The organism is Enterobacter cloacae complex sp. FDA-CDC-AR_0132 (genome assembly GCF_003010695.1).
Lineage (GTDB): Bacteria > Pseudomonadota > Gammaproteobacteria > Enterobacterales > Enterobacteriaceae > Enterobacter > Enterobacter ludwigii.
This window is the reverse complement of sequence record NZ_CP027618.1, coordinates 2,096,665-2,110,395: the sequence shown is the minus strand read 5'-3', so window position 1 is coordinate 2,110,395 and position 13,731 is coordinate 2,096,665. Positions and strand designations below refer to the sequence as shown.

Genomic DNA, 13,731 nt, shown 5'->3' with positions numbered 1-13,731 from the left:
GGCAAAATACGGCCTGTTAGCCAAAAACCCACATCGCGGGTTGAAAACGGGTGTAACACCCAAATATTTCTTATGATTAAATCTAGACTCATTCAGCGCATTTATTGTGTTCAATTAAACGCTTCGTGACAACCTTAACCGAAACATCGCAGCCCGGGAGGCCCCCATCGTGAGTTTATTCGACAAAAAGCATCTTGTTTCACAAGCTGATGCATTACCGGGACGCAACACCCCTATGCCTGTGGCGACCTTACACGCCGTGAATGGCCATTCAATGACAAACGTTCCTGATGGAATGGAAATCGCCCTGTTCGCCATGGGCTGCTTCTGGGGCGTAGAACGTCTCTTCTGGCAACTCCCCGGCGTTTACAGCACCGCGGCGGGTTACACGGGGGGGTATACGCCAAACCCAACCTACCGCGAAGTGTGCTCTGGCGAGACCGGTCATGCCGAAGCCGTACGCGTAGTGTATGACCCTGCCGTCATTAGCTATGAGCAACTTCTGCAGGTGTTCTGGGAAAACCACGACCCGGCCCAGGGCATGCGTCAGGGTAACGACCACGGCACTCAGTACCGCTCGGCTATCTACCCTCTCACTCCTGAGCAGGAGACGGCCGCCCGCGCAAGCCTTGAGCGCTTCCAGAAAGCGATGCACGATGCCGGTGACAACCGCGAGGTCACCACGGAAATCGCCTCTGCCAAACCGTTCTACTATGCGGAAGACGACCACCAGCAGTACCTGCATAAAAACCCGTACGGCTACTGCGGTATCGGGGGTATCGGCGTCTGCCTGCCGCCACAGCTGGCCTGATTACTGGTCTAGCGCCACGCGAGCCGCGTGGCGCGTGGCATTACTGACCGACCCATAATTCATGACTTTTCCCTGCAACAGCAGGTTAAAAACCGGTGCCTGCGGCCTGTTAAGGCGGGTCTGCAGCAGGTGCACGGCCTCAATCCCCAGTTCGCGGCAGGGCACCGTGACCCCCGTGACCGGTTTTTCCAGCCGGTGCGCTAAATTCCAGGCAAAATCGGTGGTAATCAGAGAGATGTCTTCCGGGACGCGCAGCCCGTGGCGGGTTAATGCCCTCACCACACCTTCGGTCATGCTGGTGCTGTTCGGGAAAATCACCTCTGGCCACTGCGCTCTGTCATGACTCAGCAGCCACTCATCCAGCGCCCGCTCGGCTTCGTCTGCGGTAAACCACTCCGTCACGAGTAAATCACGCTGCGGCTCAAAGGCGACGTGAAAATGGCGATACGCCTCTTTAATGCCATCCAGACGAGCGTAAAGCGTATCTCGCCGAAGGCAGGTCAGCGTCAGGACCCGCCGGTGCCCCTGTTCAAAGAGATACTGCATGGCGGTGAAGCCGATCGCCCGGTGATCGGGTGATACCGAATCCAGTACCCGCTCCCGGTCCACGGAATTAATTAAGACGCAGGGTTTATTGAGCGTGCTGGCCAGTTTAAATATGGTGGCATCATCAGTACCAATAATAATTATCGCGTTGATGTTCTTCTGGCTGGCCTTTTCCATAAATAATTTTACATCGGCGTGCTGTTCTTCTAATCCGCAACAGCTGACCCACACATTGTGTGGCGAGCAGGCCTCAGCAATCCCTTTGGTCACCTCAAGATAAAAAATATCGCCGCGCCCCTGAAAGGTTCTTTCCGGAGCAAAAACGGCAATACCGTTAATCAACAGCCGTCCACTGGCCATGGACTCCAGCACGCCCAGCTCTCGTGCGGTGCGAACGATTGCATCCCGGGCTTTATCGCTGGTATATGACTTGCCGCTTAATACCCTCGACACCGTGCTAACGGAATATCCCGTGAGGGCCGCGATCTCCTCCATTTTTAACCTGCCCGGCATAGTGTGACCTCGCTCTCAATCAGTTTTTGCAAATATTTGCAGAAACAGCCTTTTGATTTTAAAACCAAATTTCAGAAAGCCTGGAGATTACTTATTCACCTTGCGAGTATTCTCACAAAAACACATTGTCGCTACGTCTCGCCTTTCCTATTTTCCGGTCATCACTTCTTTTCAACTGAAATTAAGGTGTGACATGGAGAAGGTACGTTTTGGCATTATTGGTATAGGTAATATCGGTACGGTCCACGCACGTTATTTACTCACGGGTACGGTCAATGACGCCTGCCTGACGGCAGTTTGTGACAATGCACCGGAAAAACACCCGGCCATCCGCCAGCTGGTGGGGGCCATTCCCCTGTTCAGTGATGCCCAGGAGATGATCCAGAGCGGGCTTATCGACGCGGTGATTGTCGCCACGCCCCATTACGAACATCCGCGCCTGTCGATGCTGGCGATGCGTAACGGCATTCATACCCTGTGTGAAAAACCGGCAGGCGTTTATACGGCGCAGGTCCAGGAGATGAACGCCTGCGCGCGCGAGTGCGATGTGGTGTTTGGCATCATGTACAACCAGCGACCAAACCCGCTCTACCGGAAGGTTAAAGATCTTATCGACAGCGGCGAGCTGGGCGAGATCCGCCGCTCTAACTGGATAATCACCAACTGGTACCGCTCGCAGAGCTACTACAACTCCGGCGGCTGGCGCGCGACCTGGAAAGGAGAAGGCGGCGGCGTCTTGCTCAACCAGGATCCGCATCAGCTCGATCTCTGGCAGTGGCTGGTGGGCATGCCGGTCCGCCTGCGCGCGTTTTGCCAGTTCGGCAAACATCGTGACATTGAAGTGGAAGACGAGGTCACCGCCTATGCCGAGTATGCCAATGGGGCTACCGGTGTATTTATCACTACCGTGGCAGAAACGCCGGGGACAAATCGCCTGGAGATCGTCGGGGATCGCGGCAAAGTGGTCGTCGAAGAGGGGCGGCTTCGCTACTGGCGGCTACGTGAGTCCGAAACCGACTTTAACGCCCGCTGGCAAAACGGTTTTGGGGAGCCTGAATGCTGGGAGGTCGACATTCCTGTCGCCGCCGAATGCAGCGAACATCATGTCATTACCGCAAACTTCTGCGCCGCCATCCTGCGCGGTGAACCGCTGATTGCACCGGGCCTGGACGGGATCCACGGCCTGACGCTCTCCAATGCCATGCATCTTTCCACCTGGACTGACGACTGGGTCGAACTGCCGATCAACGAGAAACATTACTTGCGCCTGCTCCAGCAACGCATCAGCACCTCTGTTGCTAAAGAGGCCATAAACGTGACGCTTGATGCCTCAGGCACCTGGTAACTCCGGAGACGACACGATGCTAAATATCGCCATTGTAGGTACAGGCAATATCTCACATAACCATATTCAGGGTTATTTGCAGTTTGGTCAGCGCTGCCGGATTGTCGCGCTGGTGGATATCTACCCGGAAAAAGCGCACGAGAAAAAAACGCGCTATGGCCTGACGCAGGCCCGCGTGTATGAGAGCCATCAGCAGATGCTGGCATCCGAGCCAGACGTCGATATCGTCGATGTCTGCACCCCGCCGTATGTCCACGCACAGATCAGCATTGATGCACTGGAGGCCGGGTGCCATGTGCTGTGTGAAAAGCCGATGGCCGCCTCGCTTGAGGAGTGCGACGCAATGATTGCAGCTCAGCAGGCCAGCGGCAAAACGCTCTCCATCATTGCGCAAAATCGCTTTACCGATGCCTTCTGGCGCTTAAAAGCAGCGCTGGATTCCGGCCTCGCGGGCAAAATCTGCCATGCGCAGGTGGATTCGTTCTGGTGGCGCGGCCACTGCTATTACGATCTGTGGTGGCGTGGCACCTGGGAAAAAGAGGGGGGCGGCTGCACGCTCAATCACGCGGTTCACCATATCGACGCTATTCAGTGGATGCTCGGGTTTCCATCCGAGGTGGTGGCGATGATGACCAACGTGGCGCATGACAATGCCGAAGTGGAAGACCTCAGCGCCGCAATATTCAAATATCCCAGCGGCGCACTCACGCAGCTTACCGCCTCGGTGGTGCATCACGGCGAAGATCAGAAGATCGTCATCCAGGGCGATCGCGCGCGCATCTCTGCCCCCTGGCAAGCCTGTGCCAGCGTGAGTGCTGATAACGGTTTTCCTCAGGAAACTCACGACCAGCAGCGGGAAGCACAGCTCAACGCTGTTTTTGCGCAGACACCAGCACTCGCGTGGACGTTGCATACCGGGCAGATTAACGACCTGCTGCTGAGTATTGAACGCGGCACGGCTCCGCTGGTGGATGGATTACAGGGAAAACGCTCGCTGGAGTTGATTACCGCAATTTATAAATCTGCCATCACCCGCACCGTGGTCTCGCTCCCCATTCCACGTGACGATCCGTTTTACCGTACCGGCGGGATTAACACCCTCGCCCCCCGTTTTCATGAGAAATCCACAAGCGTGGCCAACTTCAGCGAAGTGGGCGCTATCCCCCTGGGTAAAGATCTGGATCGAGGAATCTGAAGATGAATAAACATGACGGAATGAACTACGCGCCAGTCGGCAAACCTCAGCCCGTTGTCCGGGAAGGTGAATTTGTCTTTGCCGCTGCCGCGCTCGACCACGGGCATATTTATGGAATGTGTAACGGGCTGATTGAAGCCGGCGCCACGCTGAAATGGGTTTACGATCCCGATCCGTCCAGAGTGGATAAATTTATCCAGCAGTATCCGCAGGCCAGAGTGGCGGATTCGCTGGAGGCGATCCTCGCCGATAACGAGGTGCGTCTGGTGGCAGGCGCCGCCATCCCCTCTGAGCGCTGTGCGCTGGGGCTGAAATCGATGGCAGCGGGGAAGGATTACTTTACCGACAAAGCGCCGCTCACCACCCTTGAGCAGCTGGCAGATGCCAAAGCGATGGTTGAAAAAACCGGTAAGAAATACGCGGTTTACTACAGCGAACGTCTGCATGTTGAGAGTGCTGTCTTTGCCGGTCAACTGGTAAAGCAAGGTGCCATCGGCGACGTGGTACAAACGCTGGGGACAGGCCCACACCGTGAAGGCGAAGGAAGGCCGGACTGGTTTTACGATCGGCGATACTTCGGCGGCATTTTGTGTGATATCGGCAGCCATCAGATTGAGCAGTTCCTTTTTTACACCGGCAACCGCGATGCCACCGTGATGGCAAGCCAGGTCCGGAACGTTAAACACCCGCAGTACCCCGCCTTTGAGGATTTTGGCGACGCAATGCTCAAAGGCGAAAACGGTGCCAGCGGCTACTTCCGCTGCGACTGGTTTACCCCGGACGGGCTGTCCACATGGGGTGACGGGCGACTGACGCTGCTCGGCACCGAGGGCTACATCGAAATCCGCAAATACGTCGATTTAACCCGCGGCGAGCAGGATGTGGTTTATCTCGTCAATAAAGAGGGGGAGTTCCGTTATCCGGTAGCAGGCCAGGTCGGATTCCCGTTCTTTGGCGAACTGATCCTCGACTGTCTCCATCGGACTGAAAATGCCATGACGCAGGCGCACGCCTTCAAGGCTGCGGAGCTCTGCGTGAAGGCTCAAATGCTCGCTAACGCGGCGGGTTAAGGGGAGCCGAAGATGACTATCCTGAATACCGCTATCATCGGCGGCGGGGCGATTCATGGCTGCCATGTCAATGCCCTGCGCCAGATACCCAACGTCGCACTGCGTGCGCTGGTCGACATCGACAGCGTTAAAGGACTGGCGCTGGCGAAAGACTATCAATGCCGTTTTTATCAGGATTACCGGGAAATGCTGCTGGATGATGCCATCGACGTGGTACACATCTGTACGCCCCATTTCGAGCATAAAGAGATGATTCTGGCGGCACTTGCCGCCGGGAAGCATGTTTTTTGCGAAAAGCCGGTGGGCATGAACACCCGTGAACTCATTGATATCACCCGTGCCGCCGATCGGGCTCAGAGCCTGCTCGGCGTGTGCTATCAGAACCGGCTCAACCCCACCAGCCAGCGTATTCGGCAGGAGTTAGGCCATGGACAGCTGGGGAAAATGCTCAGCATCAGGGCAGTACTCACATGGTCACGCGCGGGCGCTTACTACACGCAAAGCCCCTGGCGCGGTCGGCTGGCAACAGAAGGCGGGAGTCTGCTGATCAACCAGGCAATCCATACGCTCGACCTGATGCAGTGGTTCGGTGAAGGCGTGACGCGAGTGAAAGGTGTGGTGGATAGCGGTGAGCTGGCAGAGGTGACCGAAGGCGAAGACAGCGCAATGGCCACGCTACACTTCGCCAACGGCGCCCGCGGCCTGTTTTATGCCAGCAATTGCCACACCACGGACGCCCCTCTCCTGCTGGAGATCCACTGTGAACGCGGCTCGCTGCTGCTGAATGACAACACTCTCTGGCGCGTCACGCCGGGTGAGCGGTTAAAACTGGCAAGCGATGATTCCCCCGACGGCACGGTAAAAAGCTACTGGGGGCTGGGTCATCAGCAGGCGATCCGCCGGTTTTATACTGCCGTTCATCATCCGGAAAACAGAGACTATATCGATATCCGTACCGCCGGAAAATCACTCACCCTTGTGGAGGCTATTTATCGGTCATCTCAAACAAGACAATGGATAAATATCAACAACCAGAACGTAATTTGAATTCCAGACGTTAATAAAAATACGCCCCGTAAAACGGGTTAATCATTACCCTACACTGGATATTATTATGGTCAAACCAACTGAACGTAGAGTTGGTTATGGCGTGGCGCTTGGCTACGGCATAACCGATCTGTTTGGCGGAGGCGCTTTCGCCATTATCGGCACCTGGCTGTTATTTTTTTACACGACCTATTGCGGGCTGTCTGTTATTGAAGCGGGCTCTATATTTGCTATCGCCCGCGTCATTGATGCGCTGTTAAGCCCGATCATGGGTTATATCACTGATAATTTTGCGGGTACCTGGCTCGGACGTAAATTTGGCCGTCGCCGTTTCTTTTTATTACTGAGTTCCCCGTTAATGTTTTTGTATGCCCTGCTGTGGCTGACGGATATGGGGTACTGGTATTACCTGGGAACCTATCTCTCGATTGAACTGCTGTCGGCGATGGTGCTGGTGCCATGGGAGACGCTGGCCGCAGAAATGACGAACCGCTATGAAGAGCGCAGCCGACTTTCAGGGGTGCGCATGATCTGCTCCCAGCTTGGTGGGTTTCTTGCCGTTTCCGTCCCCGGCGTCATTATGCAGTTCACCGGGAAAGACAATCCGTTTACCTATACGCTCACCGGCCTGATATTTTCCTGCGTTTTTTGCCTTGCGGTGTTTATTACGTGGTACACCACATGGGAAGCGAAAGATGTGCATCAGGAGTCCGATTTTAAGATAGATAACCAGCGCAGCAGCGGGGTAGCCAATCATCTGAAATATCTGGTACTGGACCTCTTTTCGTCCTTTCGCATCCGCGCATTCCGCCTGCATATCATTATTTATATCTTCTCGTTTACTGCGATGGACGTCTTCGGCTCGGTCTTTACCTATTATGTTGTTTATTGTCTGAGCCAGGATGCGGCGGCCGTGTCGGGCTGGCTGAGCATTGCCGCCTTTGCCTCGGTACCAGGCACGTACGGATTTATGCTGCTTTTGAACCGGCTGAATATCACGCCGTCCGCCGCGCTGCGCCTCTCTTATGGCTGTATCTTCGCCGTGCTGGTATTCCTGTTTACGGTCTACCTCACCAAAACGCAGGTGCCAACGCTGCTGTTCTCGGGGGTCTTTATCCTGCTCGGTGCCGCCCGCTCTGGTCTTTATTACATCCCGTGGAATATCTACAGTTTCATCCCTGATATCGATGAGATTGTGACGCAGCAGCGCCGCGAAGGGATTTTTGCCGGCGTGATGGTATTGACCCGCAAAAGCACCGTGGCGATTGCCATCATGATCATCGGCCTGGTGCTGCAGGAGTCAGGGTTTGAGAAGGGCAGCGGCGCACAGCCTGAAAGCGCGCTGGGAGCCATTATCGGCCTGCTGATTTTCGCGACGGCGGCCCTTCTGGCCGTGAGCTTCTTCACGACCTACAAATTTAAACTGACCCGCGAGACGCACAAGCTGCTGCTGAAGGAGATTGCGCGCCGCAAGCTGGGCGGAGATTATCGCGATTGCGACGCCAACACCCGCGTGGTGATCAAACAGCTCACCGGCTATGAGTATGACCAGGTGTGGGGAGGGGATGCCACGCGCCGGGCGGCAGGAAACGCCAGTTTATCCGCAGTAAAATAGCCGTACGTACCGGACAGCGCTTCGCTGTCCGGCCGGTTTTATGCCAAAATGTGACCTCTGGCAGATTTACACGCCTTTACGCTATACTACCCGCTGAAATAATCAGCTCAACGCTACGAGCTGACGTTCTATGTGTCTTCACACAAATGTAATTAACTTCCCTTCCGAGGATCTGGCTGAAGCCGGATAAACTATGTTAAACAGTATTTTAGTGATACTTTGTCTCATTGCCGTCAGTGCATTTTTCTCGATATCCGAGATCTCGCTGGCCGCCTCCCGTAAAATCAAACTGAAACTGCTTGCTGACGAAGGCAACGTTAACGCATCACGCATACTCAAAATGCAGGAAAACCCGGGAATGTTTTTCACCGTGGTGCAGATTGGCCTTAACGCGGTCGCCATCCTGGGCGGTATCGTGGGGGATGCAGCATTTTCACCGGTGTTTCATGGCCTCTTCGCACGCTACTTTTCACCTGAACTCTCCGAGCAACTGAGTTTTATTCTCTCCTTCTCGCTGGTGACTGGCCTGTTCATCCTCTTCGCTGATCTGACCCCGAAACGCATCGGTATGATTGCGCCAGAAGCTGTGGCTTTGCGCATCATCAACCCGATGCGCTTCTGCCTGTTCCTGTTCCGTCCGCTGGTGTGGTTCTTCAACGGCCTGGCCAATAGCATTTTCCGCCTGTTTAAAATTCCGATGGTGCGAAAAGACGATATCACCTCTGATGATATCTATGCGGTCTTCGAAGCGGGTGCCCTGGCGGGCGTGCTGCGCAAGCAGGAGCACGAGTTGATTGAGAACGTGTTTGAGCTGGAATCCCGTACCGTACCGTCATCCATGACCGGACGCGAAAACGTGATTTGGTTCGACCTGCACGAAGACGAGCAGAGCCTGAAGCAAAAGGTGGCCGAGCACCCGCACTCCAAGTTCCTGGTCTGTAATGAAGATATCGACCACATCATCGGTTATGTGGACTCGAAAGACCTGCTGAACCGCGTGCTGGCCAACCAGAGCCTGGCGCTCAACAGCGGCGTTCAGATCCGCAATACCCTGATTGTTCCGGATACCCTCACCCTCTCTGAAGCGCTGGAAAGTTTCAAAACGGCCGGTGAAGATTTTGCCGTTATCATGAACGAATACGCGCTGGTGGTGGGCATCATCACCCTCAACGATGTGATGACCACGCTGATGGGCGACCTGGTTGGCCAGGGGCTGGAAGAGCAGATTGTTCAGCGTGACGAGAACTCATGGCTTATCGACGGCGGTACGCCGATTGACGATGTCATGCGCGTGCTGGATATCGACGAGTTCCCGCAGTCAGGTAATTACGAGACCATTGGCGGCTTTATGATGTTTATGCTGCGAAAAATCCCGAAACGTACCGACTCGGTGAAGTTCTCTGGCTACAAGTTTGAAGTGGTGGATATTGATAACTACCGCATCGACCAGTTGCTGGTGACGCGTATCGATAATAAACCGACCGTGCTGGTGCCGCGAATGCCTGACGCAGAAGAGAAAGTGTCGGCGTAAGGCCCATAAACATCAACGGCTCCCATCGGGAGCCGTTTTTTTATCAACTGCGTTTTTTACTACTGCATAGCACGTTGGTTAAGCCATCTCAGTTTGCAGACGCATAACCTGACGGTTGACTTCAGACATCACAGACAGGTGCTGCTTGTCCTTCACTTTTGGGATAAGGATCTTGCCCTTATCAAACTCAAAAGCGCCAACATCCTTGATATACAACCGTCCACGGAACAGGATCTTCACGTACTTCGCCACCTGAAGCGGGTTGTAGCGTTGAAAAATTTTCATTCTTGTATCTCCTGCGAATCATACGCTCTTGCGGTGCCACAATCGGCCCGACTGTCCTGAGCGCAAATTTTGTTGCCCAAAGACTATAGACCAGAACTACGGTGTTACCCAGTATGCATAAGTTTATTTACCGTTTGATTACAATTATTCAGAATAATCTTTGCAAAGCTTCACTCAGGGCAGTATAAGCCGTCGTTTTTTCATGGATATGTGCGTTCACCCGCAAACTGGCATCGGGATTGCGGGAAAACCACATTGATCGCACTTATGATTAAAAGCGTATGACCAAGTGGTCGGATCACCTGCAAACAATAAGGAAACACCATGACCCTACGAACTATCCTTGCAGCAGCCTGCCTGCTTCTGCCCCTGTGGGCTAGCGCTCACGCGATTGAAAAAGGACAACGAGTACCACCAGTCGGCATTGCTGACCGGGGAGAATTGATTCTCGACAATGATAAGTTTAGCTACAAAGCGTGGAATAGCGCGCAGCTCGCAGGCAAAGTGAGAGTTGTACAACATATTGCCGGTCGTACATCCGCAAAAGAGAAAAATGCCAACCTGGTGGAAGCGATCAAGGCCGCAAAATTCCCACACGACCGCTACCAGACCACCACAATTGTTAATACTGACGATGCCATTCCTGGCTCCGGCATGTTTGTGCGTTCAAGCCTTGAGAGCAATAAAAAACTCTATCCGTGGTCGCAGTTTATTGTCGACAGCAACGGCGTGACGCGTAAGGCGTGGCAGCTGGAGGAAGAGAGTTCCGCAATCATCGTGCTGGATAAAGACGGCCGCGTGCAGTGGGTGAAAGACGGGGCATTAACCCAGGAAGAGGTGCAGCAGGTTGTCGCCCTGCTGCACAAACTGCTGGCTCAATAAATAGAGACGCGGAAGCCGGGGTTAAGGAAGGATTCGCGCGGGGTGTAGTCCAGCGGCTTACCCTGCCAGTCATGAACATGTGCCCCGGCGGCCGTGGCGACCGCATGCCCTGCCGCGGTATCCCAGACGTTCGTTGGCCCAAAGCGAGGGTAGAGCTGGGCATGGCCTTCCGCCACCAGACAGAATTTCAGTGATGAACCAATCGAGGTCGTCTGGTGTTCACCCAGCTGTTGCAGATATTCCTGCAGTTCACTGTCGCTGTGCGACCGGCTGATCACCACCAGCGGTGGACGCGCATCGCGCACCTGAATCTGCTTACGCACGCCGCACTCTTCCTTCCACGCCTTACCGTCTGCAGCGCTGTACATGACCTTCATCACCGGCGCGTATACCACCCCAAGCACCGCTTTGCCTTTTTCAATCAGCGCGATGTTGACGGTGAACTCACCGTTACGCTTGATAAACTCTTTGGTGCCGTCGAGGGGGTCCACCAGCCAGTAACGCTGCCAGTGCTGACGCTCGTCCCAGCTCTGCGGCGCTTCTTCTGACAGGACCGGGATATCCGGCGTTAAGGCCTGCAGCCCTTGCAGGATCACCTTGTGAGCCGCGATATCTGCCGCGGTGACCGGAGAGTCATCTGCCTTGCTGACGACCTCCATCGGTTTTGCACCGTCATACACCTGCATGATGGCATCTCCCGCATCCCGTGCGAGCTGACAAATCTTATCTAACATTCTCCACCTCTTTGTTAACGCAGTGGGGTTAACTCTTTGTTTTAGTTATATCGTAATGGGAACAATTCCGCTATCTGTGAAGCAATTCTGGTTTCATGGCGCTTTTTTCTGTCAGGATTCACATTTATGTAAGCAACACGCTATAGATACATATTCTTTTGTGGCCTGGATCGAAAAAAGGACTCCTCTGATGATTAAGTTTAGCGCAACGCTCCTGGCGACGCTGATTGCAGTGAGCGTACAGGCGGCGACGGTAGACCTGCGAATTCTGGAAACTACCGACCTGCACAGCAACATGATGGACTTCGATTACTACAAAGATACCCCGACGGAAAAATTCGGACTGGTACGCACGGCAAGTTTGATCGCTGCCGCCCGCAATGAAGTTAAAAACAGCGTGCTGGTCGACAACGGCGATCTCATTCAGGGTAGCCCGCTCGGGGACTACATGGCCGCGAAGGGGCTGAAGAAAGGCGAGATCCACCCGGTGTATAAAGCGATGAACACCCTGGACTATACCGTCGGCAACCTGGGCAACCACGAATTTAACTACGGCCTGAAGTACCTGCACGATGCGCTGGCTGGCGCGAAATTCCCGTACGTTAACGCCAATATCATCGACGTTAAGACGCAGAAGCCGCTCTTTACCCCCTATCTGATTAAAGAGACCGAGGTTGTCGATCAGGACGGTAAAAAACAGACGCTTAAAATCGGCTATATCGGCTTTGTGCCGCCGCAAATCATGACCTGGGATAAAGCCAACCTCGACGGTAAAGTGACCGTTAACGATATTACCGAAACTGCGCGCAAATACGTGCCGGAAATGCGCGAAAAAGGCGCAGAACTGGTGGTGGTGGTTGCGCACTCGGGACTCTCCGCCGATCCGTATCAGGCCATGGCGGAAAACTCCGTTTATTATCTGAGTGAAGTCCCGGGCGTCGATGCGATTCTGTTCGGCCACGCCCACGCGGTCTTCCCGGGTAAGGACTTTGCCAACATTAAGGATGCAGACATCGAGAAAGGGACGCTCAATGGCGTGCCATCGGTGATGCCGGGCATGTGGGGCGACCACCTTGGTGTGGTGGATCTGGTCCTCAATAACGACGGCGGCGACTGGAAGGTCACTCAGTCAAAAGCAGAGGCGCGCCCGATTTACGACGCTGCGGCTAAAAAATCACTGGCCGCCGAAGATAAAAAACTGGTCGACGTGCTGAAGCATGACCACGACGCCACCCGCGACTTCGTCAGCAAGCCGATCGGTAAATCGGCGGATAACATGTACAGCTACCTGGCGCTGGTGCAGGATGACCCCACTGTCCAGGTGGTTAACATGGCGCAAAAAGCCTATGTCGAACACGTTATTCAGGGCGACCCGGACCTGGCAAAACTGCCGGTGCTGTCGGCCGCGGCACCGTTCAAAGTGGGCGGGCGTAAGAATGACCCGGCAAGCTACGTTGAAGTCGAAAAGGGCCAGCTGACCTTCCGTAACGCCGCCGATCTCTATCTCTATCCGAACACCCTGGTGGTAGTGAAAGCGACGGGTAAAGAGGTGAAGGAATGGCTGGAGTGCTCCGCCGGGCAGTTTAACCAGATCGATCCGAAGAGCAGTAAACCGCAGTCGCTGATTAACTGGGACGGGTTCCGGACCTATAACTTTGACGTGATTGACGGTGTGGAGTATCAGATTGATGTTACCCAGCCTGCAAAATATGACGGCGAATGCCAGGTCATTAACCCGCAGGCCGAGCGCATCAAAAACCTGACCTTTAAGGGCAAAGCCATCGACCCGAATGCCACCTTCCTGGTGGTAACCAATAACTACCGCGCCTACGGCGGCAAGTTTGCCGGCACGGGAGATAGCCATATTGCCTTTGCCTCACCGGACGAGAACCGCTCGGTGCTGGCGGCGTGGATCAGCGCGGAGTCCAAAAAAGCGGGGGGCATTCATCCGGCAGTGGACAACAACTGGCGCCTGGCTCCCATTCACAGCGACACGCCGCTGGACATCCGTTTTGAAACTTCACCGTCCGATAAAGCGGCGGCGTTTATTAACGATAACGCCCACTATCCGATGAAGAAAGTTGCAACGGATGATATTGGCTTCGCCATTTATCAGGTGGATTTAAGCAAGTAACGCGGTGTGTGCCGGGTAGCGGC

The 13,731-nt window shown here is 54.5% G+C and carries 12 protein-coding genes; 9 read left to right on the top strand and 3 right to left on the bottom strand.

Features of this window, described 5'->3' with window-relative positions; genetic code table 11:
• The first annotated feature begins 169 nt into the window (after positions 1 to 169).
• Positions 170 to 811, top strand: coding sequence for a peptide-methionine (S)-S-oxide reductase MsrA (msrA, locus tag AM379_RS10230; protein WP_020882919.1), 642 nt, complete (start codon positions 170 to 172; stop codon positions 809 to 811).
• Here msrA and AM379_RS10225 read toward each other — a convergent pair whose 3' ends face one another.
• Positions 812 to 1,870 (bottom strand): LacI family DNA-binding transcriptional regulator, encoded by a 1,059-nt coding sequence (locus AM379_RS10225; protein WP_014168356.1) that lies wholly within the window; start codon positions 1,868 to 1,870, stop codon positions 812 to 814.
• 193 nt (positions 1,871 to 2,063) lie between these two features.
• Between AM379_RS10225 and AM379_RS10220 the strand changes: the two genes are divergently transcribed.
• The 6 genes from AM379_RS10220 (at position 2,064) to AM379_RS10195 (ending at position 9,673) form a co-directional block, all read left to right on the top strand.
• Positions 2,064 to 3,215 (top strand): Gfo/Idh/MocA family protein, encoded by a 1,152-nt coding sequence (locus AM379_RS10220; protein ID WP_106503670.1) that lies wholly within the window; start codon positions 2,064 to 2,066, stop codon positions 3,213 to 3,215.
• 16 nt (positions 3,216 to 3,231) lie between these two features.
• Positions 3,232 to 4,410, top strand: a complete 1,179-nt coding sequence (locus AM379_RS10215; protein ID WP_040018478.1) for a Gfo/Idh/MocA family protein — start codon at positions 3,232 to 3,234, stop codon at positions 4,408 to 4,410.
• Positions 4,411 to 4,412: 2 nt separating this feature from the next.
• The gene (locus AM379_RS10210; RefSeq protein ID WP_032681859.1) at positions 4,413 to 5,480 is read left to right on the top strand and encodes a Gfo/Idh/MocA family protein; all 1,068 of its coding nucleotides are present in this window, start codon (positions 4,413 to 4,415) and stop codon (positions 5,478 to 5,480) included.
• A gap of 12 nt (positions 5,481 to 5,492) precedes the next feature.
• Complete coding sequence (locus AM379_RS10205; RefSeq protein ID WP_106503669.1) at positions 5,493 to 6,527, top strand: Gfo/Idh/MocA family protein; 1,035 nt, start codon at positions 5,493 to 5,495, stop codon at positions 6,525 to 6,527.
• A 67-nt stretch (positions 6,528 to 6,594) separates the two neighbouring features.
• Positions 6,595 to 8,142: an MFS transporter gene (locus AM379_RS10200; RefSeq protein WP_106503668.1), complete on the top strand. Its 1,548-nt coding sequence runs from the start codon at positions 6,595 to 6,597 to the stop codon at positions 8,140 to 8,142.
• 193 nt (positions 8,143 to 8,335) lie between these two features.
• The gene (locus AM379_RS10195) at positions 8,336 to 9,673 is read left to right on the top strand and encodes a hemolysin family protein (RefSeq protein ID WP_014168349.1); all 1,338 of its coding nucleotides are present in this window, start codon (positions 8,336 to 8,338) and stop codon (positions 9,671 to 9,673) included.
• A 78-nt stretch (positions 9,674 to 9,751) separates the two neighbouring features.
• Here the strand turns inward: AM379_RS10195 and AM379_RS10190 are convergent, their stop codons facing one another.
• Positions 9,752 to 9,958: a DUF1107 domain-containing protein gene (locus AM379_RS10190; RefSeq protein WP_003856054.1), complete on the bottom strand. Its 207-nt coding sequence runs from the start codon at positions 9,956 to 9,958 to the stop codon at positions 9,752 to 9,754.
• A gap of 324 nt (positions 9,959 to 10,282) precedes the next feature.
• On the opposite strand from AM379_RS10190, the gene AM379_RS10185 reads away from it, so the two are divergent.
• A complete protein-coding gene (locus AM379_RS10185; protein WP_014168347.1) occupies positions 10,283 to 10,840 on the top strand; it encodes a YtfJ family protein in 558 nt (185 codons plus the stop codon).
• Here the strand turns inward: AM379_RS10185 and cysQ are convergent.
• Positions 10,834 to 11,574 carry a 3'(2'),5'-bisphosphate nucleotidase CysQ gene (cysQ, locus tag AM379_RS10180; protein ID WP_014168346.1) on the bottom strand — a complete coding sequence of 247 codons (741 nt, stop codon included), beginning with the start codon at positions 11,572 to 11,574 and terminating at the stop codon, positions 10,834 to 10,836. The two genes, AM379_RS10185 and cysQ, sit on opposite strands and share 7 nt — an antisense overlap.
• Before the next feature lie 190 nt (positions 11,575 to 11,764).
• Here cysQ and AM379_RS10175 point away from each other — a divergent pair, with 190 nt between their 5' ends.
• Entirely contained in the window at positions 11,765 to 13,708 is a 1,944-nt protein-coding gene (locus AM379_RS10175) for a bifunctional 2',3'-cyclic-nucleotide 2'-phosphodiesterase/3'-nucleotidase (RefSeq protein WP_106503667.1), read from the top strand.
• Positions 13,709 to 13,731: the final 23 nt, after the last annotated feature.

What these genes read in the sequence shown, in the direction of transcription:
- AM379_RS10225 (WP_014168356.1), bottom strand. Translation starts at nt 1,870, where the DNA reads ATGCCGGGCAGGTTAAAAATGGAGGAGATCGCGGCCCTCACGGGATAT.
- AM379_RS10220 (WP_106503670.1), top strand. Translation starts at nt 2,064, where the DNA reads ATGGAGAAGGTACGTTTTGGCATTATTGGTATAGGTAATATCGGTACG.
- AM379_RS10215 (WP_040018478.1), top strand. Translation starts at nt 3,232, where the DNA reads ATGCTAAATATCGCCATTGTAGGTACAGGCAATATCTCACATAACCAT.
- AM379_RS10210 (WP_032681859.1), top strand. Translation starts at nt 4,413, where the DNA reads ATGAATAAACATGACGGAATGAACTACGCGCCAGTCGGCAAACCTCAG.
- AM379_RS10205 (WP_106503669.1), top strand. Translation starts at nt 5,493, where the DNA reads ATGACTATCCTGAATACCGCTATCATCGGCGGCGGGGCGATTCATGGC.
- AM379_RS10200 (WP_106503668.1), top strand. Translation starts at nt 6,595, where the DNA reads ATGGTCAAACCAACTGAACGTAGAGTTGGTTATGGCGTGGCGCTTGGC.
- AM379_RS10195 (WP_014168349.1), top strand. Translation starts at nt 8,336, where the DNA reads ATGTTAAACAGTATTTTAGTGATACTTTGTCTCATTGCCGTCAGTGCA.
- AM379_RS10190 (WP_003856054.1), bottom strand. Translation starts at nt 9,958, where the DNA reads ATGAAAATTTTTCAACGCTACAACCCGCTTCAGGTGGCGAAGTACGTG.
- AM379_RS10185 (WP_014168347.1), top strand. Translation starts at nt 10,283, where the DNA reads ATGACCCTACGAACTATCCTTGCAGCAGCCTGCCTGCTTCTGCCCCTG.
- cysQ (WP_014168346.1), bottom strand. Translation starts at nt 11,574, where the DNA reads ATGTTAGATAAGATTTGTCAGCTCGCACGGGATGCGGGAGATGCCATC.
- AM379_RS10175 (WP_106503667.1), top strand. Translation starts at nt 11,765, where the DNA reads ATGATTAAGTTTAGCGCAACGCTCCTGGCGACGCTGATTGCAGTGAGC.